This window comes from Vibrio lentus, from assembly GCF_002875945.1.
Taxonomy (GTDB): domain Bacteria; phylum Pseudomonadota; class Gammaproteobacteria; order Enterobacterales; family Vibrionaceae; genus Vibrio; species Vibrio apostichopi.
This window is the reverse complement of record NZ_MCZK01000158.1, coordinates 58,509-83,861: the sequence shown is the minus strand read 5'-3', so window position 1 is coordinate 83,861 and position 25,353 is coordinate 58,509. Positions and strand designations below refer to the sequence as shown.

General features: G+C 44.9%; 16 protein-coding genes. 13 read left to right on the top strand and 3 right to left on the bottom strand.

The window, feature by feature from the left end; all coding sequences use genetic code 11:
* The first annotated feature begins 24 nt into the window (after positions 1–24).
* From BCT49_RS20160 to BCT49_RS20100, 13 genes are all read left to right on the top strand, one after another.
* A complete protein-coding gene (locus BCT49_RS20160) occupies positions 25–1,110 on the top strand; it encodes an AI-2E family transporter (RefSeq protein WP_017108746.1) in 1,086 nt (361 codons plus the stop codon).
* A 110-nt stretch (positions 1,111–1,220) separates the two neighbouring features.
* The gene (gene rsmC / locus BCT49_RS20155) at positions 1,221–2,243 is read left to right on the top strand and encodes a 16S rRNA (guanine(1207)-N(2))-methyltransferase RsmC (protein WP_102437740.1); all 1,023 of its coding nucleotides are present in this window, start codon (positions 1,221–1,223) and stop codon (positions 2,241–2,243) included.
* A gap of 216 nt (positions 2,244–2,459) precedes the next feature.
* Positions 2,460–5,849 (top strand): response regulator, encoded by a 3,390-nt coding sequence (locus BCT49_RS20150; protein ID WP_102437738.1) that lies wholly within the window; start codon positions 2,460–2,462, stop codon positions 5,847–5,849.
* 708 nt (positions 5,850–6,557) lie between these two features.
* Positions 6,558–8,240 carry an ABC transporter substrate-binding protein gene (locus BCT49_RS20145; RefSeq protein ID WP_102437736.1) on the top strand — a complete coding sequence of 561 codons (1,683 nt, stop codon included), beginning with the start codon at positions 6,558–6,560 and terminating at the stop codon, positions 8,238–8,240.
* 169 nt (positions 8,241–8,409) lie between these two features.
* Complete coding sequence (locus tag BCT49_RS20140) at positions 8,410–9,396, top strand: ABC transporter permease (protein ID WP_102437734.1); 987 nt, start codon at positions 8,410–8,412, stop codon at positions 9,394–9,396.
* 2 nt (positions 9,397–9,398) lie between these two features.
* A complete protein-coding gene (locus BCT49_RS20135) occupies positions 9,399–10,424 on the top strand; it encodes an ABC transporter permease (RefSeq protein WP_102437732.1) in 1,026 nt (341 codons plus the stop codon).
* Between the two features lie 2 nt (positions 10,425–10,426).
* On the top strand, positions 10,427–11,410 hold the full coding sequence (locus tag BCT49_RS20130) for an ABC transporter ATP-binding protein (RefSeq protein ID WP_102437730.1): 984 nt from the start codon (positions 10,427–10,429) through the stop codon (positions 11,408–11,410).
* A gap of 87 nt (positions 11,411–11,497) precedes the next feature.
* Entirely contained in the window at positions 11,498–12,493 is a 996-nt protein-coding gene (locus BCT49_RS20125) for an ABC transporter ATP-binding protein (RefSeq protein ID WP_102437728.1), read from the top strand.
* A gap of 97 nt (positions 12,494–12,590) precedes the next feature.
* Positions 12,591–14,312 carry a glycoside hydrolase family 9 protein gene (locus BCT49_RS20120; RefSeq protein ID WP_102437726.1) on the top strand — a complete coding sequence of 574 codons (1,722 nt, stop codon included), beginning with the start codon at positions 12,591–12,593 and terminating at the stop codon, positions 14,310–14,312.
* A 2-nt stretch (positions 14,313–14,314) separates the two neighbouring features.
* On the top strand, positions 14,315–15,199 hold the full coding sequence (locus BCT49_RS20115; protein ID WP_102437724.1) for an N-acetylglucosamine kinase: 885 nt from the start codon (positions 14,315–14,317) through the stop codon (positions 15,197–15,199).
* 12 nt (positions 15,200–15,211) lie between these two features.
* The gene (locus tag BCT49_RS20110; protein ID WP_102437722.1) at positions 15,212–17,158 is read left to right on the top strand and encodes a beta-N-acetylhexosaminidase; all 1,947 of its coding nucleotides are present in this window, start codon (positions 15,212–15,214) and stop codon (positions 17,156–17,158) included.
* A 146-nt stretch (positions 17,159–17,304) separates the two neighbouring features.
* Entirely contained in the window at positions 17,305–19,710 is a 2,406-nt protein-coding gene (locus BCT49_RS20105; protein WP_102437720.1) for a GH36-type glycosyl hydrolase domain-containing protein, read from the top strand.
* Positions 19,711–19,784: 74 nt separating this feature from the next.
* Positions 19,785–21,197, top strand: a complete 1,413-nt coding sequence (locus BCT49_RS20100) for a phosphoglucomutase/phosphomannomutase family protein (RefSeq protein WP_102437718.1) — start codon at positions 19,785–19,787, stop codon at positions 21,195–21,197.
* Positions 21,198–21,333: 136 nt separating this feature from the next.
* Here BCT49_RS20100 and BCT49_RS20095 read toward each other — a convergent pair whose 3' ends face one another.
* The 3 genes from BCT49_RS20095 to BCT49_RS20085 all read right to left on the bottom strand — a co-directional run bounded on the left by BCT49_RS20095 (position 21,334) and on the right by BCT49_RS20085 (position 25,247).
* Positions 21,334–22,362 carry an ABC transporter ATP-binding protein gene (locus tag BCT49_RS20095; protein WP_102437716.1) on the bottom strand — a complete coding sequence of 343 codons (1,029 nt, stop codon included), beginning with the start codon at positions 22,360–22,362 and terminating at the stop codon, positions 21,334–21,336.
* On the bottom strand, positions 22,362–23,987 hold the full coding sequence (locus BCT49_RS20090) for an ABC transporter permease (RefSeq protein WP_102437714.1): 1,626 nt from the start codon (positions 23,985–23,987) through the stop codon (positions 22,362–22,364). The genes BCT49_RS20095 and BCT49_RS20090 overlap by 1 nt, the downstream gene beginning before the upstream one ends.
* Before the next feature lie 246 nt (positions 23,988–24,233).
* Complete coding sequence (locus tag BCT49_RS20085) at positions 24,234–25,247, bottom strand: Fe(3+) ABC transporter substrate-binding protein (protein ID WP_017106911.1); 1,014 nt, start codon at positions 25,245–25,247, stop codon at positions 24,234–24,236.
* Positions 25,248–25,353 lie beyond the last annotated feature (106 nt).

Below are 25,353 nucleotides of genomic sequence, written 5' to 3'. Positions count from 1 at the left end.
AACGCCAATATAGAGACCATTACTGTGTCAGAAAAACTCAAAATCAATACAAGCCACTGGGTAATCATCATTGCCCTACTCGCGGCGGCTTATGCTTGTTTCTTACTTATCGAGCCTTATGTAAATTCCATAGTAATGGCATTCATCATCTCGTTGCTGATGTTTCCAATTCACGAATGGCTTGAAAAGAAGATACCGAATAAAGAGAACGTAGTCTCTCTACTTTCTTGTGTAATCCTCACTTTTATTATCGTCATCCCTTTATTGGCGGTATTTGCAGCCATCGTGCAGCAAGGCTCGTTATTCTCGCAAAACACTTATCAATGGGTAACACACGGCGGCATTCAAACCTTGTTTGAACACCCTTTAGTCGTGAAAGCTTTGTCGTTCGTGAACAATTATCTACCTTTTGACAATATCGAACCAAAAGCAATAGCTCAGAAAGTCGCAGAATTTGCCACCAGCTTTGGTTCAAAACTTGTGGGTATTAGTGCGAAGATCCTTGGTGATGCGACTAACTTCTTGATGGACTTTTTCTTAATGCTGTTTGTGTTGTTCTTCTTATTGAGAGATCACGACAAAATCATCAGCGTTGTTCGTCATATTTTGCCTTTATCTCGCAGCCAAGAAGACAAACTGTTAACCGAGATTGAGCAAGTTTCTAAATCAGCCGTGATGGGCTCATTCTTAACCGCAATAGCGCAAGGTTTTGCGGGCGGATTAGGTATGTGGATAGCAGGCTTCCCAGGTCTATTCTGGGGCACAATGATGGGCTTCGCATCTTTCATTCCCGTGGTTGGTACTGCGCTTATCTGGATTCCAGCAGCCACGTACTTATTCCTAACGGGCGATACCACTTGGGCTATTTTCCTAACGGTATACTGCGTTGCGATTGTGGGCTCGATTGATAACCTTCTGCGCCCGCTATTAATGCAGGGCAGCGCAGGCATGAACACCCTAATGATCTTCTTCTCATTACTGGGTGGTATTCAACTGTTTGGCTTAATCGGCCTGATCTATGGTCCACTGATCTTTGCTATTACGATCGTCCTTTTCAATATTTACGATGAAGAGTTTAAAGACTTTTTGAACCAGCAAGACAAGAGTTAACCAACTCAACGTCAACTTGGTTAGCGAACGAGTATTAAACACTTCAAGCTTTGGGCGGATTATGCGAAAATCCGCCCTCATTTTTTGCTAACGATTCAATAGAGTGTCCTATGTCCGCCTATATTGCCCCAAGCCAGATTGCTCAGCGTCAACTCGCCTACTTTGAAGGCAAACATGTTTTAGTTGCTGGTGAGGCAGAAGACTTATTCCCTGTTGAGTTAGCCAAACATTGTGAATCTGTCACCGTTTATACGTCTAATTACAGCTATTACCGCCAATTGGATAACTGCAGCTCTATTCAACGTTTTTATGGTGCTGAATTTACCGAAGAAACCAAAGCTGACTTGGTAATGCTGTATTGGCCAAAAGCAAAAGCGGAAGCTGAGTTCTTACTTGCGATGTTGTTTGCAAAATTAGGCAAAGACACTGAAATCGTTGTCGTTGGTGAAAACCGCTCAGGCGTGAAAAGCATTGAGAAGATGTTTGCCCCTTATGGCAAGGTCGTAAAATACGATTCAGCGCGCCGTTGTTCTTTCTACTGGGGTCAGTGCTTCGAGCAACCGCAAGCGTTCAACCTACAAGATTGGTTTAAAACCTACGAAGTTAGTATTGACGAACAATCACTTACTGTTAAAAGCCTTCCTGGCGTATTTAGCCACGGTGCATTCGATGTGGGCAGTCAACTTCTGCTAGATACTCTGCCGAAACTAAAAGGCAAAGTATTGGATTTTGGTTGTGGTGCAGGCGTGTTAGGCGCGGTTATGGCATCTCGTAACCCTGATATCGAGCTAGAAATGTGTGATATCAGCGCGTTCGCAGTCGCATCAAGCCAAGCAACCCTCGAAGCCAATGGTCTAACGGGCAAAGTTTTCGCTTCTGATGTTTATTCTGATACGTCTAAAGACTATCAGTTCATCATCAGTAATCCGCCTTTCCACTCAGGATTAGACACAAGCTACAGCGCAACGGAAACACTGCTAGCGCAGGCACCAAAGCACCTCAAGCGCTCTGGTGAGATGATTATTGTTGCAAACAGCTTCTTAAAATACATCCCTATTATTGAACAAGCGTTTGGAAAATGCGCGACGCTAAATAAGACCACAAAATTCGCGATATACCACGCAAACAAGTAGCCTATCTAACACAGCGCAGGGTCATATTCTGCGCTGTCTGTTCATATTTCTATCAAAACTCTATAAAAATGAGCTTTTGCACACGCTTTAAATACCACTTACTTGTCAAAGTAAAAAAACTCGTTAATTTCGTTAAATTGGAACCCATTAATTCTATTCTCTGTACTTGTTTTCGCCCCTTTTAGCAGTACATCAAAGGAAAGTAGTACCCAATTTATGTTTAGATTCTATCGAAAGCAGAAGTTTAAGCGCCTTCAAAATACCCTAATGTTGGCGTTTCTCGTCCTCAGTATTACCCCAGTGACACTTATCGCGATCTTTTTCCTCCAATCGCACAGTCAGGATCTTCAGGAACAAAGTACTTCGCACCTTGTTTCGGTCCGTGATACTAAGCAGCAGCAAATCGTCGATTACCTACAGGCACAAGAATCGCAAGTCATGGGCTTCGTTCGCTCAGAGCTAGCCAATGCCAGTGGTGGACGTTTCTACGGTTTAATCAATGCCTTTCAACGACTCGGCTTAGATATTGATGAAGCACGCAGTAATGCTCAACAGCGCTACATTCAAGGATCGGGCGATCAAATCAAAACTTCTATCCTCCCTGAATCGAGTAGTTTCATCGGAAGCGAACGCTATCGCTTGCTGCATAAACGCTACCATAACTCCTATCAAGAACTGCTTAAGCGTTCAGATTTTGATGACATTCTATTAGTCGACATTAACGGTAACGTCGCTTACTCCGTATTTAAGCGTGATAACTACGGTACCAACTTACTGACCGGCAAATACAAAGATTCAAACCTTGGAGTCACCTTTCAAAGGCTGACTAAGGACGTAACAGACAAGCGTAAATCCAACGAAGATTACACGCCGGTTATCGTGTCTGACTTTAAAGACGAAAACGGCAAGCAAACCGCATGGCTCGGTGCTCCTATTGTTCAACAAGGGTATTTGCACAGCTATGCGATGTTTAGACTGCCAATTAACGGCATTACCAAGCTTATTGCGGATCTAAACAAGAGCTCAAACATTCAAACACTTCTTGTTGGTAGTGACCACTTACCTCGTAGCCTCGCTCACTCTCAAGAATCGATTAACCTGAGCTTAGATGTTGTCGACAAAGCTCTGGCAGGTGAAACCGCAGTAGGCACGTTTGACAACACTCTCGATCAAGCGATCATCGCTGCTTACACCCCGATTGAGCTTAAATACGCAACATGGGCACTGGTTGTCGAACTGCCAGAAAAAGAGGCGTTTGCTCGTATTCATCAATTAGAAAAGATCTTCGTGATTGTGATGCTAACAGCGATCATTCTCGTGTTTGTTGCATCGCACTACTTATCGAACTTCATCACCTCGCCATTGTTAAAGCTCACCTGGGCTGCCGAGAAGGTCTCCGCCGGCGATCTTGATGAAACGATGATCAATACCGAGCGTAAAGACGAGATAGGTCGCCTAGCCGTCAGTTTTGAAAGGATGCAGCGCTCTATTCGTGAAAAAATGCTGCTGATTAAAAGTCAAAATGATGAGTTAGAGGACAACCTCAAAACGATTCAAAAGCAAAACGAAGAATTGCAGCTTGCCAATAAACTGAAAGATGAATTCTTGGCGACGACTTCGCATGAGCTCAGAACACCACTGCATGGCATGGTTGGTATCGCAGAGGCACTAATATCTGGTGCGAACGGCCCTATTCCTGCCAACCAGAAGTACCAGTTGGATATCATCATCAATAGCGGTCAAAGGTTGGCGACCTTGGTCGATGACCTGCTCGATTACCACAAGATGCGCTATGGCAGCTTAGATATAAAGAAATCAGCCGTAGACTTGTCTGCTGCCACCAGCTTAGTGCTTGAGTTATCTCATCATCTGTTAGGTAACAAGCCAATCCGCATTATCAACCAAGTTCCAAGTGACTTAGGGCTAGTCTCGTCTGATCCTCAACGATTGGAACAAGTGATGTATAACTTGGTCGGCAATGCCATCAAGTACACATCCGAAGGTAAGATTGTTATCTCAGCCAGCGTTATCGACGACAACATTCGCGTACAAGTTGTCGACACCGGCCAAGGTATCCCAGCAGAATACCTAGAACACATCTTTGAACCACTGATTCAAGCAGGACAAGACTCAAGTAACTATCGCCAAGGTGCAGGACTTGGGTTGTCCATTAGTCGTCAGCTGATCGAGCTAATGGGTGGCTCGCTGTACGTAAGTAGCCAACCTATGCTTGGGACGACCTTCAGCTTCACATTACCTTTAGCTACCCAAGATGAATTGGACAGTTACAATGAATCCGGGAGCTATTCACACTTCCAAGCACCTGATTTGATTGATAACGCGCAACAAGAAAACAGCGTTATCAGTGAAGACCCGAATGGCCCGTTGTTAGTGATTGCTGATGATGAGCCGGTCAACTTACGCGTGTTAGATAGCTTCTTAAAATTGGAAGGTTATCGAGTTCGCACCGCATGTGACGGTCCAGAAACGATTGAACTGATTGAGAAAGAGAAGCCGGAACTGCTTCTACTCGACATCATGATGCCGGGCATGAGTGGCTATCAGGTGTGTGAAGCGCTGCGTAAGCAATATGACCACGCACAATTACCAATCATCATGCTCACTGCACTTAATCAAGCGGAAGACCGTGTTCGTGGCTTTGAAGCGGGTGCCAACGATTACTTATCCAAGCCGTTTAATAAACAGGAACTGGCTGCTCGAATCACAGCGCATTTATCGGCAAGTAAAGCAGAGCAAAGACGCCTTGAGAATGACCAGCTGCAACTGGAGCTCAAACACCGAGCCATGGTTGAAGCTAACCTGCTCGAAACTCAAGGACGCTTGCTAGAACAATTGGAGTCAGCTCCAGAAGCCATTATCTGTATTCGGGAAGACCAACGCATTCGCTTTGCCAACGAAGCGGCAGCTAAGCTGTTTAGGCGCGGGCAAGAGCAACTTAAGCGCTCAATGGCCGACGAAATCATTGCCCCTAAATACCTCAAGGTGGAACAAGCTCACTACTGTGGTGACATCGATATCTATATTGATGACACGCGTCAGCGCATACCAAGTGACATTCTCAAACTACCTGAAGGCTCAGGACTCGATACCATGTATATCTTCAATGTTGGTGGTGGTGTTAACTCGAACCGTATCAATAACCTTGAAACGGCGGTTGAGGCGCTTTCAAGCTACGCCTTTGAAGGTGATAAAGATAAACTGCAACAACTGAAAGAGCTCGGTGGTGAGTTCACTCGCCTTGCTGATAAGGCAACCGGTGAAGGTAAAAACAAACAAGAGCTAATGCGCGAAGTGTTGGTGGAGGCGATGACCAATGCGATCATTTATTGGGAGTCAGTCACTGGTGAAACCAAGTTTGCTTTCGCAGAGAAGAGTGGCTTGTGGCGTGTTTATTTAGACCGAAGCACGCTTCAAACTCGAACCTTAGATAAATATCTACGCTTTGAAACCTTACCTAAAACGCCTCGCTGGCGCACGGTGTTGAGCTCTATCGAGTTCATTCTAGAGCACTGTAAAGAACAGACACCTGAAAGAACTCATATCGAGATGCTCAGAGACAAGCTACAGAAATTACTGACCAGCTAATCCTGAACTAACATCACGATACTTTAATAATGGAGCCCACCTCGTGTGGGCTTTTTTGTACGTAACATTTCGATTCGAAGAGCAATACCATCTGCTCGAATGTACTTTTTTCACGTCTTTAAACAAGAGAAATATCACGTTACTTGAGCTTCAACGCACCTTTAAAAAGTCGCGCTTACTCGCCCTATTCTCCGCCTTTTCTAACCGTTAGCTGACTCTTTGTTGCAGTTTGAGAAGCGAGTCACAACAGAACGGCAGATTTAATTTTCTAGGAAAATTTAACGTAAAATCAGTAAGTGACCAAGATCTACAATTACATCAATGTAGAGCAAGGGTATATAATTAAACGCCAAATAAGTAAGTGAACACTTACATATCATCACAACCACAAATTCAATTGCGAGTCACATCACCATAACAATTACGCGCAAAAAACCACCAAAGCACCCTATTTTGACGTTAATGACGTGTGGTTATGTGTTTTTAACGTTTTTGACGGGAAACGAGTTTGATTAATTCATCGATAAGGTGTTTTCTTACTCCTGCCAAAGGCCTACAGGCCACTCTTACCACTTCTCAGAAGAAGCAACAAATCTGGAGCAACGAAGAAGAGGTAGGCCTTTAACTAGAGTGTGTATCTACTAAACAATTAGCGACAGATAACATTCAATCCATTAGTGAAATGAAAGCAAATAGTAAGGAACAGCTATGCTTGCCAATATAAAAAAAACAGCACTAGCAACAGCAATTATTGCAACTGCTACAACAGGTTTTGCATCAGTAGCAACTGCTGCAGAACGCAGCGAACTGACCGTTCACCCGAAAGAGTACACTACATTCGTACGTAACTTTAACCCGTACCTTGGTGCTACTAACCTACATACTACAACCGACTTCATGTATGAGCCGCTAGTAGTATTTAACGAAATGCACGGTAACACTCCAGTGTTCCGTCTAGCTGAAAACTTCAAGATGTCAGATGATCTGATGAGCGTTGTTTTCGACATTCGTAAGGGTGTTAAATGGTCTGATGGAGAAACTTTCTCTGCTGATGATGTTGTTTTTTCTTTCAACCTTGTAAAAGAGAAGCCAGAGCTTGACCAGTCTGGTATCAACTCTTGGGTAACTTCTGTAGAAAAACTGAACGATCACCAAGTTAAGTTCAGCCTAACAGAAGCAAACTCGAACGTACCTTATGAGATTGCTAAAGTACCAGTAGTACCTAAGCACATCTGGAAAGACATTAAAGACCCATCAACTTTCACTAATGAAAATCCAGTGGGTTCTGGTCCATTTACAGAGATCGATACGTTTACAGCACAACTTTACATTCAGTGTGAAAACCCGAACTACTGGGATGCTGACAACCTAGATGTTGACTGTCTACGTGTTCCACAAATTGCGAACAACGACCAATTCCTAGGTAAAGTTGTAAACAGTGAAATGGATTGGACGTCTTCTTTCGTTCCAGATATCGACCGCACATACGCAGCAGCTAGCCCGAAACACCACTACTGGTACCCGCCAGCAGGTACACAGGCATTCATCGTTAACTTCAAGCACCCTGATGCTGCGAAGCATGAAGCATTGAGCAACGTTGAATTCCGTCGTGCTTTCTCTATGGCTCTTGACCGTCAAACTATCATCGACATCGCATTCTACGGTGGCGGTACAGTAAATGATTTCGCTTCTGGTCTTGGTTACGCGTTTGAAGCTTGGTCTGATGAAAAAACTCATGACAAGTACAAAGGCTTCAACACTTACAACGCTGAAGGCGCGAAAAAGCTTCTTGCTGACGCTGGCTTCAAAGATGTAAACAAAGATGGTTTTGTTGATACTCCATCTGGTAAGTCTTTCGAACTAATGATCCAATCGCCAAATGGCTGGACTGACTTCAACAACACAGTTCAACTAGCGGTAGAACAGCTAAACGAAATCGGCATTAAAGCGAAAGCTCGTACGCCTGACTTCTCTGTGTACAACCAAGCGATGCTTGAAGGTACATACGACGTAGCTTACACAAACTACTTCCACGGTGCGGATCCATACACATACTGGAACAGTGCTTACAACTCATCACTTCAATCTGGTGATGGTATGCCTCGTTTCGCGATGCACTTCTACCAAAACGACAAGCTAGATGGTCTTCTAAACAGCTTCTACAAAACAGCTGATAAGAACGAACAGCTAGATATTGCACACGGTATTCAGCAAATCATCGCTGCAGACCAAGTAACGATCCCTGTGATGTCTGGTGCTTACATGTACCAATACAACACAACTCGCTTCACTGGTTGGTGGAACGAAGAAAATCCTAAAGGCCGTCCAAACATTTGGGCTGGTATTCCAGAGCGTCTACTTCATGTACTGGACCTAAAACCAGTTAAATAAGTAATCGTTCAATCTTTGCGGCGTAACTTCTTACGCCGCTTATAAAAATCCCCACACTCTCAATTGAAAGTATGGCGCTAGTCGTCAGGGGATTTTTCGTTCCAAATTTCGCTAGGAGCGACCTGAATCCAGAAACAGGGAAACAATCTGGGTGAGTAAGGTGTGAGTTATGGGTTATTTTTTAAGACGTTTGTCATTTTATTTTGTCGCGCTATTAGTTGCAGCGACGTTAAACTTTATTATTCCAAGAGCAATGCCTGGTGACCCAGTTACCATGATGTTTGCGAACGCTTCTGTACAAGTTACTCCTGAGCGTATTGCTGCAATGAAAGAACTATTAGGCTTCGTTGATGGCGGCTTACTGGTTCAATACGGCGCATACATGAAGAACATTCTAAGCTGGGAGCTTGGTACATCAATCCAGTTCTACCCACTTTCAGTAAATACGCTGTTAGGTGGCGCATTCGGTTGGTCGCTTTTCTTAGCTGGCACCGCAGTTATTCTTTCTTTCTCAATTGGTTCAATCCTAGGTATTTTTGCAGCGTGGAAACGTGGCAGCAAATACGATGCATTTGTTACTCCAGGGATGCTGATTCTACAAGCCGTTCCTCAAGTGGTTATTGCAATGATTGCACTATTTACCTTCGCAATCGGTCTGAAGTGGTTCCCAACAGGCTACGCCTATACCGCAGGTACGATACCTGATTGGACAAGCTGGGCATTCATTAAAGACGTTGCGTACCATGCTTTCTTACCTCTGGTGTGTGCTTCTATTGTTCAAATTGGTGGCTTCCTAGTAAACATGCGTAACAACATGATCAACCTACTAGCAGAAGACTACATCACAATGGCTAAAGGCAAAGGCCTTAGCGAAAACCGAGTGGTATTCAACTACGCAGCTCGTAACGCGATGCTACCAAGTGTCACTGCGCTTTCTATGTCGCTAGGTATGGCTATCGGTGGTCAGTTAATTATCGAAATCATCTTTAACTACCCAGGTCTTGGTAGCGTACTTTTCAACGCAATCAACGCTCGTGACTACCAAGTATTACAAGGTCAGCTACTTATCATGACGCTGTTCATGCTGTTCTTTAACCTAGTTGCAGACATGCTTTACGTTGTTCTTGACCCTCGTCTTCGTAAGGGTGGTAAATAATCATGAAAGACTTTCTAAAACTCATTTGGCGTAACCCGATGGCCCTAACAGGCGTCGTCATTCTAAGTATTTTTATCCTTGGCGCGATTGCAGCTCCATTGATCACCAAACACGTACCAGACAAACGTACAGGTAATCCACACGAATACCCTGGCTTCGTCGTTAAGTCTGCACAAACAAGCCCTGATGGCTGGGTTGCTCAAAACCTAGCAGACGACCGTCGTACATTGATTATGTCTAAAAAGGCGGACCACGTACTTGGTACAACACGTATGGGTCGTGACGTTTGGTCACAAGTGGTATACGGCGCACGTGTATCTCTTGCTGTCGGTTTTGGTGCAGGCCTAACTGTATGTTTACTCGCAACGGTTATCGGTGTTTCTGCTGGCTACTTTGGCGGCCGTGTCGATGACATTTTAACCGCCGCAATGAACATCATGTTGGTTATCCCTCAATACCCACTGCTGTTCGTAGTAGCAGCCTTTATCGGTGAGGCAGGGCCACTCACCATAACCTTAGTTATTGGCTTTATGTCCTGGGCTTGGGGCGCGCGTGTTGTTCGTTCTCAAACCTTGGCACTACGCGAAAAAGAATTTGTAAAAGCCGCTGAAGTATTGGGTGAATCTTCATTCCGCATCATCTTCGTTGAGATTCTTCCAAACCTTATCTCTATCGTTGGTGCGAGCTTCATCGGTTCGGTGATGTACGCAATCATGATGGAAGCAACGATTTCGTTCCTAGGTCTTGGTGACCCGAACACAATCAGCTGGGGCATCATGCTTTACAACGTTCAAACCTCTTCATCAATGCTGATTGGCGCTTGGTGGGAACTATTGGCTCCTTGTATCGCATTGACACTACTTGTAACTGGCCTTGCACTACTTAACTTTGCTGTCGATGAGATTGCTAACCCTCAACTGCGTTCTCATAAAGGCATGAAGCGTTGGAAGAAACTTGCAGCTCAAGACAAAGAAGAACGCGAACCTGACCTACCACCACAAAATGCACTTTGGAGCGGAGATAAATAATCATGTCTAAACCATTAATTTCTATCCGTAACTTATGCGTGGATTACATCACAGAAGCTGGCGATGTTCGTGCGTGTAACAACGTAAGTTTTGATATCGCTCCAGGTGAAGTATTTGGCCTAGCCGGTGAGTCCGGCTGTGGTAAATCAACCGTCGCTTTCTCTTTAATGCGTCTACATAAGCCGCCAGCATACATCAGTGGTGGCGAGGTTATCTTCAACGGTGAGAACATCCTGGAATACAGTGATGAACGCATGCAAGCGTTCCGTTGGAGCGAGATGTCGATGGTATTCCAAAGTGCAATGAACGCACTGAATCCAGTATTACCAATGGAAGAGCAGTTCTGTGACGTGATTATGCATCACACCAACATGACTCGTGAGCAAGCGAAAAAACGCGCTGAAGGTCTACTTGAGATCGTCGATATTCACCCGAGTCGTTTGAGTGACTACCCTCACCAATTCTCTGGTGGTATGCGTCAACGTTTGGTTATTGCTATCGCTCTTGCTCTGAATCCAAAGCTGATCATTATGGATGAGCCAACAACAGCACTTGATGTGGTTGTACAACGCGAAATCCTACAAAAGATCTACGCACTAAAAGAAGAATTTGGTTTCTCGATTCTGTTCATCACCCATGACTTGTCATTGATGGTCGAGTTCTCTGACCGTATCGGCATCATGTACTCAGGTGAGCTTATCGAGATTGCGAACTCTCAAGATATTCTAGAAAACCCTTTCCACCCTTACACCAAAGGGCTGGGAAGTTCTTTCCCACCGCTAACTGGGCCAAAAACCAAGTTAGCAGGTATTCCGGGCAACCCTTTGAACCTGTTAGAGATTCCTGAAGGGTGCCGCTTCCAAGCTCGTTGTGACCGTGTACATGAAGCCTGCACTAAGGTGCCAACCTCACTACGTGCAATCGAACCGGGACATTTGTCTAACTGCCACCTGTACGGCGACCCAATAGTACAAAGGAAGCTATAGCTTGCACGCTCACTCAGCGTGAATAAATAACAAAGTGGTTTAACCGCTCTAAAACAAGCAAAGCGAACAAGGATTCTGGAGACAATTATGAGCAAAGATTTCGGTCAGTTATTGGTAGAAGGTAAGAACGTCGTAAAAGACTTCCCAATAAGCAGCACCACCATTCAAACCCCGATGATGCGTGCGATTAACGACGTGTCATTCAAAATGTACAAAAGCCGCGGCCTAGCGGTGGTTGGTGAGTCTGGCTCAGGCAAATCAACAACGGCAAAAATGATCGCAAAAATGTATGCGCCATCAGGCGGTACGATCGAGTACAAAGGCCGTGACATCCAAGAGATCTCAAGCAGAAAAGATCTTATGCATTACCGTGAAGGCGTGCAGATGGTATGGCAAGACCCGTTTGGTTCTCTGAACCCAACACATAACATCTTCCACCACATTGCTCGCCCATTGTTGATCCACAAAAAAGTATCTCCAGGCAACAAGAAAGAGTTACAGGAACGTGTGTACGATCTTCTAGAGCAAGTGGGCTTAATCCCACCAAAAGCAACGGCAGAAAAGTACCCTCACCAACTCTCAGGTGGTCAACGTCAACGTGTCAACCTAGCCCGTAACATCGCGGTAGGGGCAGAGGTTGTATTAGCCGATGAACCAACATCAATGCTTGATGTATCGATTCGTGCTGGTGTTTTGAACCTGATGGAAGAGATGAAGTTTGAGAAGCAAATGTCTCTACTTTACATCACTCATGACATCGCAACGGCTCGTTACATCGCTGAAGATCTTTCGGTGATGTACGTAGGGCACATGGTGGAATGGGGCGATACCGATGACGTTATTGCTAACCCTCAACACCCTTACACCCAACTGCTGGTTTCTGCGGTTCCAGACCCTAAGAAATCAATCCACGACCAACTAGCAGGTAACAAAGGGGAGATCCCTCTTTGGACACCAGTATCAGCAGGTTGCCCATTTGCAGGCCGTTGTACTCACGCAATGGATAAGTGTAAAGAGCAATTACCGGGTGTCACTCAACTCGCAGAGAACCATTTTGTGCGTTGTTACCTACACGAAAGCTAAGCAATAAATGCCCGTTAGGGTCTGCGGACCCTAACTATTTATCCTAAAAAATTTCAGGTACCTAGCCATAAGAAACTAGGGCTTTTGGAGAACATTGATGCTGTTATTGACCAACCATATTGGCTACGAATCCACGGCTCCAAAGCAGGCTATCTTACAAACTAAGAAAGCTCGCTTATCAAGTACGACTGCACTTTTAGTGTGTGCCGACAACCATATTACCGTGGGCAACTTCGATGTTGTAAAGCAAGGCCGCGTAGCAAACTGGCATCAAGGACAATTCTTCACCATCGATTTCAGTTCATTCATTGAACCTGGTCGCTACTACCTACGCTTTGACAATCTACGCTCAGAAGTCTTTGAAATTGGTAGCAACCTGTTAATGAACCACACGTTTTCTGATGTGCTTCATTACTTTAAGTCTCAACGTTGTGGCGGCGCTTTCGACAAAAAAGATCAACAGGCGCAAATTCTGGGCACTGACAGATACGTCGATGTCCATGGCGGTTGGTACGACGCATCCGGTGACGTAAGCAAGTACTTTAGCCACCTGTCTTATGGCAACTACCTAAATCCTCAACAGATTCCCATGGTTGTTTGGAACATGCTTAAAAGCGTGCGCTTAACCAGCAATAATCCAGACTTCCCGAAATTCTCCATGACTCGCCTGACGGAAGAAGCCCTATTCGGTGCAGACTTCTTAGTGCGCATGCAAGACGCGGCTGGATACTTCTATATGACGGTATTCGACAAGTGGAGCAAAGACATCAATCAGCGCGACATCTGCGCTTATGCTACTCAAGAAGGCCATAAATCAACCGACTTGCAAGCGGGCTATCGACAAGGTGCAGGCGTTGCTATTGCAGCATTAGCCGCAGCTTCTGCACTTGAAACCTCTGGCAGTTACTCTAGCCAAACCTATCTTGATACCGCTACGAAAGGTTACTGGCACCTAAAAGAGTACAACCTGCAATACCTAAATGATGGTGAAGAGAACATCATCGATGAGTATTGCGCCCTACTCGCTGCCAACGAGTTGTTCCGAGTTACACAAGATTCTCAATATCTATCAGAAGCAAGAACTTGGGCTAATCGCTTGATCGCTCGTCAGCAATCCGATGATTCATTTACGCATTTCTGGTCGGCAAACTCTGATGGCTCTCGACCTTATTTCCATGCAGCTGAAGCTGGCCTTCCAGTGATTGCTCTGTGCGAGTACATCGACAATGAAACCAATGCAGAACTGAAAGAACAAGCGCGCACGGTTGTTGAAAAAGCATGTCAGTTCGAAATCAATATTACCGACAAAGTCATCAACCCATTTGGCTACCCAAGACAATACGTTAAGTCTGTCGATGGTGATAAGCGCGATGCCTTCTTTGTCGCTCAACAGAACGAAACCGGCTACTGGTGGCAAGGTGAAAACGCACGTCTTGGTTCAATTACGACCATGGCGTACTTAGTTCAACCACACATTCAAGATACCGATCTTCAAAAGCGCTTAATCCAGCTTTCACAAAACAGCCTTGATTGGATTTTAGGATTGAATCCTTACCACATGTGCATGCTCGATGGTCACGGTCATAACAACCCAGACTATCTACCACAGCTTGGTTTCTTTAATGCGAAAGGCGGGATCTGCAACGGCATCACGGCGGGTTTTGACGATGAACAAGACATCGCATTCAATCCACTAGCTCAAAAAGACGACATGCTACAAAACTGGCGTTGGGGCGAACAATGGATTCCTCATGGCGCGTGGTACTTACTGGCAACAGCAGCACAATTCAACCATTTAGCACAGTGTAAGGAGCAATAATCATGACTCTTTACTACGTAGGTATTGATGGTGGAGGCACTTCTTGCCGAGCTCGAATTAGAGATGACCAAGGCAAACTGATTGGTGAAGCTAAGAGCGGCAGTGCCAACATCCTATTGGGTGTTGATGTTGCGATGAATTCGATTGTTGATGCCATCACCAAAGCCGCACAACAAGGCCAACTCGACTCTGATGACTTTTCTAATATGCATGTTGGATTAGCACTGGCTGGCGCAGAGCAAAAATCAGCATGGCTCGACTTCATGGCACAAGCACACCCTTTCGCAAGCATGACACTAAATACCGACGCTTACGGCGCTTGCATTGGTGCTCACAATGGCCAAGACGGTGCAATCATGATCGGTGGCACAGGTTCATGCGGCATCTACTTAAACAACGGCGAGCAACATGTTGTTGGCGGTCGTGAATTCCCAATTTCAGACCAAGGTGGCGGCGCAGTAATGGGCCTTCGTTTAATTCAACAGGTTCTACTCGCTGAAGACGGCATTCGCAACAAAACTCCACTGACTCAACACGTTATGAATCATTTCAATAATGATGTTGATGCGATCGTGGCGTGGTCGAAAGGCGCGATTCCAAAGGATTACGGTCAATTTTCTCCAGTCATTTTTCAACTCGCTAATGAAGGCGACGAACTGGCTATCGAGATGCTTAAGCAGACTGCAGCCGATATCGAAATGTTTGTGTTAGCGCTGCATCGAAAAGGCGCTGACAAGGTGTGCTTAATGGGAAGTATCGCTGAACGCATTCTCAACTGGCTATCGCCACCAGTACAGCAATGGATCGTTAAACCTCAATTTGACGCTATCGAAGGCGCATTGATGTTTGCCGGAAAATCACAACACAACTTGTATCAACAGGCTTAGCAGGGAAGTTATATGAATTATCGCATCGACTTAGCTGTTCTTTCTGAACAAAAAAATAACTGCCGATTCGGCCTTACGGTACATAACTTAAGTGACCTAGACGTACAAGATTGGTCACTGCATTTTGCCTTTGACCGATTCATCCTTCCTGAGAGTTTATCGCAAGGTGAACTGACTCAAGTTGGAAGCTTTTGCTCGTTCAAACCAAGCTCTCCGGTATTAAAGGCGAACAACCATTACTACCTTGAATTCAGTATTCAAAGCGCCCCATTCCGCTTCTATTCAGATGGCCTTAATGATGCCTTTATCCAATCACATCACCAAGGAGAAGCATCGGTACTGCCTGTTGCTATATCTCCGATTGTTCTGGCTTCACCATATCGTGAACGTAATCAAATTCCTGAAGTGAGCGCAGCTCAAGTGGCATTGATTCCTCAGCCGAACCAGATCGAACTTAAACAAGGTAGCTTCGCGCTAAGCAGCGAATGCAAGATTGAGGTTCAATCTCACCTTGCAGATAAAGCCGTCTCTTGGCTGCAACAAGAGTTAATTTCAACTTTTGAATTGTCTCTTTCGAATGCACTTTCAACTGAACTTTCAAAAGACCAAAGCGGCGACATTCTATTTCGCAGCAATCCGACTTTAGATGAAGCCGAATACAAGTTCACCGTCACGGCACAACAGATAATGGTTGAATCAGGTAGCCAATCTGGTTTCACACACGCCGTGGCAAGCTTGATTCAGTTAGTACAACAACTGGATGCCGAGAACTTCTCTGTTCCATGTTGCAAAATCGCCGATCAGCCTCGTTTCAAATACCGAGGCATGATGTTGGACTGCGCTCGTCACTTCCACTCGGTAGAGCAAGTTAAGCGTTTAATCAATCAATTAGCGCACTACAAATTCAACGTATTTCATTGGCACCTAACTGACGATGAAGGTTGGAGAATTGAGATTAAGAGCCTACCTCAGCTGACTGAAATCGGCGCTTGGCGCGGCCCTGACCATGCGTTAGAACCGCAATACACACACCTTGCTGACAACTATGGCGGCTTCTACACGCAACAACAAATTCGTGAAGTCATTGAATACGCAGAGCACCGTAGTATCACTGTTATTCCTGAAATCGATATCCCAGGACACTGCCGCGCCGCTATCAAGTCACTGCCTGACATGCTAGTAGAGCAAGCAGACACCACACAATACAAGAGTATTCAGCACTACAACGACAATGTGTTAAACCCAGGTTTACCAGGCACTTACCAATTCCTAGATGCCGTTATTGAAGAAGTGGCAGAGCTTTTCCCTAGCGAGTTGATTCACATGGGCGCAGATGAAGTACCACCTGGCGTGTGGAGCAACAGCCCTGCTGCTCAAGCTCTGATGAAAGAACATCAATATCAAGACAGCAAAGATCTACAAGGCCACCTATTCCGCTATGCCGAGAACAAGCTTAAGCAGTTAGGCAAGCGCATGGTGGGCTGGGAAGAAGCACAGCACGGCGACAAAGTCAGTAAAGAGACCATCATCTACTCGTGGCTCAGTGAAGAAGCCGCTGTGAACTGTGCTCGCCAAGGCTTTGATGTGGTACTGCAACCTGCACAATTTACCTATCTCGACATGACCCAAGATTATGCACCGGAAGAGCCGGGCGTAGATTGGGCTGCCGTTATCCCATTAGAACAAGCTTATACCTACGAAGCGCTTGCTGAAATATCCGACACCGACCCAATTCGTAAGCGGATCCGCGGAATTCAGTGTGCTCTATGGTGTGAGATCGTCACCAATCAAAAGCGTATGGATTACATGGTATTCCCAAGAATTAGCGCTTTAGCTGAAGGATGTTGGACACATAAAAACAACCGAAACTGGCTAGATTACCTATCTCGCCTTAAAGGGCACTTGCCATTACTCGACAGACTCAATGTTGACTATCGCAACCCTTGGAAAGCTCAATAAAACAAAACCAAAGCGACACTCACATCGAGCGATTGCTGACTCAAATTAAGTTACTAACTCAAATTAAGGTGCTCAGTTAGATAAGACTCAGCATCACTATTTAAAAATTAGCTGCATAGATGCAGTTTGTTAAAAAGGAAATGACAATGAAATACGGCTATTTCGATAACGACAATCGCGAATACGTCATCACTCGCCCTGATGTACCAGCACCTTGGACAAACTACCTAGGTACTGAAAAGTTTTGTACCGTGATTTCGCACAATGCGGGCGGTTACTCGTTCTACAATTCTCCGGAATACAACCGTGTTACTAAATTCCGTCCAAACGGTACATTCGACCGTCCAGGACACTATGTTTACCTGCGTGATGATGAGACAGGTGATTACTGGTCTATCTCTTGGCAACCAGTGGCAAAAAGCCTAGATGAAGCGAACTACGAAGTTCGTCATGGTCTGTCATACTCAAAGTTCAAATGTGAATACAGCGGCATTACAGCAACTAAAACGCTATTCGTTCCTAAGGGCGAAGATGCAGAAGTGTGGGATGTAGTCCTAAAGAACAACACTGACAAGCCAAGAACCATCAGCACTTTCTCATTTGTTGAGTTCTCTTTCAGTCACATTCAGTCAGATAACCAGAACCATCAGATGTCTTTGTACTCTGCGGGCACGTCTTACCAAGAAGGTGTTCTGGAATACGACTTGTACTACAACACTAACGACTTTGAAGGCTTTTACTACTTAGCATCAACCTTCTCGCCAGACAGCTACGACGGACAACGTGACAACTTCCTTGGTATGTACCGTGACGAAGCAAACCCAATTGCGGTTGAAAATGGCAAGTGTTCTAACAGCGCGCAAACTTGTTACAACCACTGTGGTTCTCTGCATAAGCAATTTACGATTCAACCGGGTGAAGAAGTTCGCTTTGCATATGTACTAGGTATCGGCAAAGGCAACGGTGAGCGCCTACGTGAGAAATACCAAGACACAACAAACGTAGACGCAGCATTCCAAGGCATCAAAGATCACTGGGACGAGCGCTGCAACAAGTTCCAAGTTAAGTCTCCAAACGAAGGCTTGGACACCATGATCAACACGTGGACGCTTTACCAAGCAGAAACCTGTGTGGTTTGGTCGCGCTTTGCATCCTTCATTGAAGTCGGTGGCCGAACTGGACTTGGTTACCGTGATACGGCGCAAGACGCGATCTCAGTACCTCATGCCAACCCACAAATGACCAAGAAGCGTATTATCGATCTGCTTCGTGGCCAAGTGAAAGCGGGCTACGGTCTACACTTGTTCGATCCTGACTGGTTCGATCCAGAGAAAGCTGACGTTGAACCTTCAAAATCGCCAACGGTTGTTCCAACGCCTTCAGACGACGATAAGATCCACGGCATTGACGATACCTGTTCTGATGATCACTTATGGATCGTACCAACCATCATCAAATACGTGATGGAAACGGGTGAACACGATTTCTTTGACGAAGTGATTCCATACGCAGATGGTGGCGAAGCAACGGTTTACGAACACATGAAAGCCGCACTTAACTTCTCTGCAGAATACGTAGGTCAAACAGGTATCTGTAAGGGTCTTCGCGCAGACTGGAATGACTGTTTGAACCTAGGTGGTGGTGAATCTTCAATGGTTTCATTCCTACACTTCTGGGCTCTGCAAGAATTCTTAGACCTAGCTAAGTTCCGTAATAACGATGCTGACGTTACTAAATACACAGAAATGGCAGCGAACGTTCGCGAAGCTTGTGAAACGCACCTTTGGGATGACGAAGGTGGCTGGTACATCCGTGGTCTGACTAAAAATGGCGACAAGATTGGTACAGCTCAACAAACTGAAGGTCGAGTTCACCTTGAGTCAAACACGCTAGCAGTACTATCTGGTGCTGTTTCTCAAGAACGCGGTGAGAAAGCGATGGACGCAGTTGATGAGAACTTATTCTCTGAGTACGGCTTACACCTAAACTCTCCATCATTTGCTACACCAAACGACGATATCGGCTTTGTGACTCGTGTTTACCAAGGCGTTAAAGAGAACGGCGCTATCTTCTCTCACCCGAACCCATGGGCTTGGGTAGCTGAAGCTAAGTTAGGTCGTGGTGACCGTGCGATGAAATTCTACGACGCACTAAACCCATACAACCAAAACGACATGATTGAAACACGCTACGCAGAACCATACTCGTACGTGCAGTTCATCATGGGTAAAGACCACCAAGACCACGGCCGTGCAAACCACCCTTGGTTAACCGGTACGTCTGGTTGGGCTTACTTTGCGGTAACCAACTTCATTCTTGGTGTTCGCACAGGCTTTGAAGGTTTAACCGTCGATCCTTGTATCCCAACTGATTGGCCAGAATTCGAGGTAACTCGTCAATGGCGCGGTGCGACTTACAACATCACAGTGCAAAACCCGAATTCAGTAAGTAAGGGCGTTGCCTCTATCACAATTAACGGTGAGCAGATTGAAGGCGCAATCCCAGTACAAGCAGAAGGCAGCGTAAACGAAGTTATCGTTGTACTCGGCTAATCACTTAATTTGATGAACATCTCCTATCTCAAGTCTTTACTGGCTTGAGGTAGTGAGACTAAAAGGATTTTCTAATGATTAAATTTGGTACTGGCGGCTGGCGCGCGTTTATTGGTGAAGAGTTCACTAGAGAAAACGTTCGCTTAGTGGCACAAGCACTCTCTAACATCATCAATAATGAAGATGCAGCGAAAAATGGCTTCGTTATCGGCTATGACCGCCGCTTCCTTTCAGATAAAGCCGCGTGCTGGTTTGCTGAAGTATTGGCAGCCAACAACATCAAAGTGAGCTTTATCGACAAGTTCGTTCCGACTCCTATCGTGATGTTCCAAGCGAAGGAAATGGGATGTGTTTACTCTGCGTGTATTACTGCTTCTCATAACCCAGCGGACTATAACGGCATAAAGATCTTCATTGAAGGTGGTCGTGATGCTGATGAGATCATCACAGAAAAGATCGAACAACAAATTTCGACTTTAACCAGTGAAGATGTCGTAAGAGTCGATTTTGAACAAGCATTGAACGACAAAGAAATTGAAATCATCAATCCGATGAACGCCTTTGTTGACTCGATCATTAACGCTATTGATATCGAATCGATTAAACAAGCCAACCTGCGAGTCCTGATCGACCCAATGTTTGGTGTAGCAAAAAACGCACTGCAAACCGTGTTAATCAGTGCTCGTTGTGATGTTGATGTGATTAACGATGGTAAAAACCCAGACTTTGGTGGATTGATGCCTTCGCCAAGTGCTGCAACGCTGTATCGCTTGAAGCACTTAGTTGCGGCTGAAGGTTACGACATTGGTATTGGTACCGATGGCGATGCCGACCGTTTGGGGATCATCGATGAGAAAGGTCACTTCATTCACCCTAACGAAGTGCTGCTATTGCTTTATTACTACCTGCTGGAATACAAAGGCTGGAAAGGCTCTGTAGTACGTAATATCGCAACCACACATCTACTTGATAAAGTCGCTGCGGATCATGGTGAAAAGAGCTTTGAGGTTCCTGTAGGCTTCAAACATATCAGCTCTCAAATGGAAGTCGACGACTCACTGATTGGTGGCGAAAGCTCGGGTGGTTTAACCATTCGTGGCCACATCAAAGGTAAGGATGGCGTGTTTGCTTCGAGCTTACTGGTTGAGATGATCAGTGTGACAGGTAAAAAACTCTCTGAGCTGCTTGATGAAATCTACTCTAAGTATGGTTATGCGTATACGGCAGAAGGAGATTGCAAATTCAAACCTTCAGAGAAAGAAGCGCTCTACACCAAGATCTACGTAGAGAAACAACTGCCTGAATTTGAATACGAAATTGAAAAAGTCAGCTATGAAGATGGCGCTAAGGTGTACTTCAAAAATGGTGGCTGGGTCATTGCTCGCTTCTCAGGAACAGAGCCGTTACTACGAATCTTCGCAGAAATGGAAGATAAAGACACTGCAGAACATGTTCTTCAAAAAGTGAAAGACTTCCTCTCTCTATAGGCTTATAGAGTGCAGCAGTTTTGTATAGGATTTAACAAATCACTGCCTTGTTAACGCCTATAAGTGAAGAACTCTTGCCCAGTACTTGATTAAAGTGCTGGGCTTTTTTGTCACTATAATTTCGAGTTGGACTTTGTTAGAACGCCAATACGCCTTTGGTGTCGACTTTAACCGTTACCGGCATACCGAACTCAAGCGCTTCTGAAGACGTTGCTAATAATTTCTGGCCATTAGCTTCAATCACATAACGACAGTGGTCACCCATAAACTGCTGTTCCAATACCGACAAATTACTGTCGACATCGTGGCTCGCCACAATATGCTGAGGCCTTAACAACAACGCACATTCAGCACCAATTTCGATCTGAGTCTGCGCTTTCGCTTCAATCAAACCTAAGCTTGTCTCAAACTCATGTTCAGAAATACGTTGCGCACCTAAATAACTACCACCGCCCAAGAAGTCTGCAACAAACTTGCTTGATGGGTGGAAGTACAATTCTGACGCCGAGCCGTATTGTTCGATGACACCATGATTCATTACCGCCATCTTGTCAGCAAAGGCAAACGCCTCTTCACGACTGTGAGTAACAAAAATAGCCGTCACACCCTGCTTCTTAAAGATTTTACGAATCTGAGAAATCAGCTCATGACGTACTTGGGTATCAATGTTGGAAAATGGTTCATCCAATAGCAGCAGGTCTGGCTTATATGCCAAAGAACGCGCAATCGCGACACGTTGCTGTTGTCCACCAGAAAGCTGATGAGGATAACGATCGCCAAATTGATCAAGATGAACAAGCTCAAGCATCTCTTTAACTTTCGCTGTCTTATCTTGCTCAGACATATCACGCAGACCAAATGCCACATTCTGATTCACAGTAAGGTGTGGAAACAGAGCATAGTCTTGGAAGATCATGCCAATGTTACGCTGCTCTGGTGGTAACCAATTCGCAGCGTCATCAATAACTTGGCAATTCAGACTCATGACACCACTACTCAATGGAAGCAGGCCGGCAATCGCTTTAAGCAGCGTCGTCTTACCACAACCACTGGCACCAAGCAGACAAACAATTTCACCATGCTCAACTTCTAAAGAAAGAGATTCCAAAATAGTTTGGGACTCGTACTTACAAGTCAGATCTTTAATGGATAATGCACAACTCATTAGTGTTTCTGCTCCAAAGAACGGTTTACGATGATCAGTGGAATTAAACCCACCAAGACTAACAACACAGCAGGCATGGCTGCTAATTCAAGGTGCTCATCTGACGCATAGTTATAAACATAAGTCGCGAGCGTTTCGAAATTAAAAGGACGCAGCAACAATGCCGCATTCAACTCTTTCATTGATTCGATAAACACCAATAAGCCTGCAATCAGTGCACCACGCTTAATCAGAGGGAGATGCACACGACGTAACATCTGATTGGTATTACAACCCATTGTTTTAGAAGCCATATCCAATGAAGGTGATACTTTGCTTAAGCTACTTTCGATACTACCAATAGCAACAGCTGAAAAGCGCACCACCATGGCAAAAATAAGCGCAAACATAGAACCAGAGAAGATCAGTCCCGGACGTCCCCACTCCATCGCTTTCGCTATGTCATTAACTAAGTGATCCATAAACAGCACTGGAACCATGACACCTATCGCCAACACGGTGCCAGGAACCGCATAGCCCATAGATGCGAACCTCATGTAAGCCAGGTTTTTCTTACCAGGGCTGACACGTTGATTAAAGTTAACAATCAACGCAACGAGCACACCAATAATCGCAGCGACAACAGAGACATAAAGGCTATTAAGCGCATACTCTCTGAACTCCGGGGTCCAGCTTTGGGCAAAATACTTGTAGGCATAAATGATTAACTGCGCGATAGGGAATAAGAACGCAATACACACTAATCCCCAACACCAAAAGAGTGCCAACCACTTCTTCCAACCGATTAGCTCATAACGAAAGTCTTCACGGCTACTGAACTGATTCTGAAATAATTTCTGTTTACGACGGCTATATCGCTCGGTACTCAATAATAGAATGACGATAACCAGCATGATTGCCGATATTTTTGCTGCGGCCGTTAAGCTCGAATAGCCTAACCAAGTATCGTAAACCGCTGTCGTTAATGTGTTTACAGCAAAGTAACTCACGGTACCGAAGTCACCGATGGTTTCCATCGCAACAAGAGACAAACCTACCGCCATCGAAGGGCGCACGAGCGGTAATGAAATACGACGAAAGCTTTCCCAAGGAGAGCACTTTAATAAGCGAGCGGATTGTAATAGGGATACGTTTTGCTCCATGAACGCCGCACGGCAGAGCAAATAAATATAAGGGTAAAGAACGAGAGACAGAACAATAATCGCGCCCGACAAGGTTCTAATATCAGGGAACCAATACTCACCAGGCCCCCAGCCCGTTAGATCTCGCAAGAGAATTTGAACAGGGCCAGCAAAGTCAAACCAGTCGGTAAAGATATAACCCACGATATAGCCAGGCATTGCTAATGGCAGCACTAGCGCCCATTGCAAAACACGCTCTCCAGGGACACGGCACATTGCCATGATCCATGCAGATGGAATACCAAAAATTAAAGACAGGAACATGGTTCCCATGACTAAAACCACCGTATTGTAGGCATAGGTGGGCATTACTGTGGACATCAGATGAGAAAAGAGCTCATCGGTTTCTCCAACAGCAGTCGTGAATATCGCTAAGATTGGTAAAACGAGTAGTACAGCGATTATGCCGCTACTGGTGTTCCATAAATAATTCTTTTCTTTCATCGCCTAACTACAACGAGGCTTAATGAAATACATATGCATTTGCAAATACATCTCATGTCCTTTTAATGGTGGGGTTATTTATACCCATATACTCTAATGACTTCAAGGTGAGATGCACATAACTCAAGGGATCAACAGAGAGCTTTGTATCAAAAAGTGATTTCCAAAAAACAAACAACCCCAAGTGGCCAAAAAGTAGCTACTTGAGGTTGTAATTTTATGCGGGCCGAAGCCTACAATAATAAATTATAGATCGAACTTAACTTCATCTAATAGCTTGATTGCAGCCGCGTGGTGGTTTGCAATTTCATCTAGAGAAATAGTATCTGCTTTGAACTCGCCCCATGAAGCAACAAGCTCAGAAGGTTTAACGTCTGCTTTCACTGGGTATTCGTAGTTCACTTCTGCGTACATGCTTTGTGCAGTGTTACCAGATAGGAATTCCATCAGCTTAACCGCATTCTCTTCGTTTGGAGAGTATTTAGCCATTGCCATACCAGAGATATTTACGTGAGTACCTGTTGTCTCTTGGTTAGGGAAGTTAATGTAAACAGAGTCAGCCCAAGCTTTTTGCTCTTTATCATTAATCATTTTGCCTAGGTAGTAGCTGTTACCAAGAGCAACATCACATAGACCTTCTTTAATCGCTTTAACTTGAGCGCGGTCGTTACCTTGAGGCTTACGTGCTAGGTTTGCTTTTACGCCTTCTAGCCACTCTTTCGTTTCAGCTTCACCTTTGTGAGCAATCATCGAAGAAACGAGAGAAACATTGTATGGGTGCTTACCGCTACGAGTACAGATTTTGCCTTTAAATTCAGGCTTAGTGAGATCTTCATAAGTGAACTCTTCACCTAGACGACCAACACGGTCACGTGAAGAATAAACGCTACGTGTACGAGTTGTTAGAGCAAACCACTCGTTAGCAGTATCTTGGTACTGAGCAGGGATGTTCTTTTCAAGTACATCGCTTTCAACTGATTGAACTAGACCTTGTTTAGTTAGCTCAGATAGACGACTAATATCGACAGTTAACACAACATCAGCAGGGCTGTATTCACCCTCTTGAGCTAACTTCTCTGCTAAACCTTTTTTAGCAAACTTAACGTTTACTTTAATACCAGTCTCTTTCGTGAACTCTTTGAACATTGGCTCAACAAGGAAAGGTTGGCGGTAAGAGTATACATTTACTTCTTCCGCAGCCATTGCTGTTGGGGCAATTACGCCACACGCTAGAGCTGAAAGTGTTAGCAGTTTCTTCATTTTAAAATCCTTTATATCGAAATGATAATGTCTATCAGTTGCGTTATTATATTCATCATTAACATAATTACAATGACGACCGACAAAAAATCCGTCTACTCAGACC

Bases quoted from the DNA above. Each gene is read 5' to 3' on its own strand.
- rsmC (WP_102437740.1), top strand. From the start codon at position 1,221: ATGTCCGCCTATATTGCCCCAAGCCAGATTGCTCAGCGTCAACTCGCC.
- BCT49_RS20150 (WP_102437738.1), top strand. From the start codon at position 2,460: ATGTTTAGATTCTATCGAAAGCAGAAGTTTAAGCGCCTTCAAAATACC.
- BCT49_RS20145 (WP_102437736.1), top strand. From the start codon at position 6,558: ATGCTTGCCAATATAAAAAAAACAGCACTAGCAACAGCAATTATTGCA.
- BCT49_RS20140 (WP_102437734.1), top strand. From the start codon at position 8,410: ATGGGTTATTTTTTAAGACGTTTGTCATTTTATTTTGTCGCGCTATTA.
- BCT49_RS20135 (WP_102437732.1), top strand. From the start codon at position 9,399: ATGAAAGACTTTCTAAAACTCATTTGGCGTAACCCGATGGCCCTAACA.
- BCT49_RS20130 (WP_102437730.1), top strand. From the start codon at position 10,427: ATGTCTAAACCATTAATTTCTATCCGTAACTTATGCGTGGATTACATC.
- BCT49_RS20125 (WP_102437728.1), top strand. From the start codon at position 11,498: ATGAGCAAAGATTTCGGTCAGTTATTGGTAGAAGGTAAGAACGTCGTA.
- BCT49_RS20120 (WP_102437726.1), top strand. From the start codon at position 12,591: ATGCTGTTATTGACCAACCATATTGGCTACGAATCCACGGCTCCAAAG.
- BCT49_RS20115 (WP_102437724.1), top strand. From the start codon at position 14,315: ATGACTCTTTACTACGTAGGTATTGATGGTGGAGGCACTTCTTGCCGA.
- BCT49_RS20110 (WP_102437722.1), top strand. From the start codon at position 15,212: ATGAATTATCGCATCGACTTAGCTGTTCTTTCTGAACAAAAAAATAAC.
- BCT49_RS20105 (WP_102437720.1), top strand. From the start codon at position 17,305: ATGAAATACGGCTATTTCGATAACGACAATCGCGAATACGTCATCACT.
- BCT49_RS20100 (WP_102437718.1), top strand. From the start codon at position 19,785: ATGATTAAATTTGGTACTGGCGGCTGGCGCGCGTTTATTGGTGAAGAG.
- BCT49_RS20095 (WP_102437716.1), bottom strand. From the start codon at position 22,362: ATGAGTTGTGCATTATCCATTAAAGATCTGACTTGTAAGTACGAGTCC.
- BCT49_RS20090 (WP_102437714.1), bottom strand. From the start codon at position 23,987: ATGAAAGAAAAGAATTATTTATGGAACACCAGTAGCGGCATAATCGCT.
- BCT49_RS20085 (WP_017106911.1), bottom strand. From the start codon at position 25,247: ATGAAGAAACTGCTAACACTTTCAGCTCTAGCGTGTGGCGTAATTGCC.